The following is a 765-nucleotide window of genomic DNA, read 5'->3' as shown; positions in this document are numbered from 1 at the left end:
GCATCAGCAGCGCGGTCACCGCCAAGCCCACGCCCGGGGTCTTGCCACTGCGAATCTCACGCACCACCACCGACCCGCCGCCGATGGTGACGTTGGAGGAAATCAGCCCGGACGACACGACCTTGGCATCGCAGGTGCTACGGTCGCCGCTGCGCACGGCGGGCTGGCCGTTGATGGTGACCTTGTCCGAGCCTTCGGCCAAAAACTGCGGCGGCATCGGCGGGTGCTTCATGCAGACGATCATGTCCAGCGGCTTGGGCACGGCGCCGGGGGCGGGGGTGGCGACGGTGGGGCGCCACATCTGCGAGAAGAAATTCTCGGCCATGTCCAGGTAACTGGGTTCGGCCTCGGGTTCTTCCAGCTCGGTGCCGGCCGGCGCGACATGGGATTGAATCGCCCCGGCGGCGCGGGCGGCGGGGATGTTGTTGGTCAGGGTGTCGGTGGCGCCGGTGAGGATGTTGGCCTGCACCGTGGGCGGAAAGAGGGCGTTGCCGATGCCTTCGCAAATACCGCTCAGGCCCTTGTCGGCCCCGGTCTTGCTCATGGCGATGCCAACCACCGCACCCACCACGGCACCGAGCAAAAAACAGCCCAGTCCCCCGGTGGCAACGGTAATGCCGGTGGCGGCGACCACCGCAGCCGTCGCCACGGCAGTGATCGCAATGTTCGCCGCCACCTCCAGCACCCCGCCGAGGATGTCGGCCATCATCGAGGTGTGCTCCAGCGCATCGCCCAGGCGGGCGGCCCAGAGTGCGTCAGACATGC

The 765-nt window shown here is 68.0% G+C and carries 1 protein-coding gene; it reads right to left on the bottom strand.

Annotation, left to right across the window (positions count from 1 at the left end):
• The coding region (locus tag RGM2987_RS00095; RefSeq protein WP_245138090.1) for a PAAR domain-containing protein at nucleotides 1-763 on the bottom strand (763 nt) is incomplete at its 3' end.
• Nucleotides 764-765 lie beyond the last annotated feature (2 nt).

Source organism: Pseudomonas sp. RGM2987 (assembly GCF_022952855.1).
Lineage (GTDB): Bacteria > Pseudomonadota > Gammaproteobacteria > Pseudomonadales > Pseudomonadaceae > Aquipseudomonas.
This window is presented reverse-complemented; position numbering and strand designations above follow the sequence as displayed.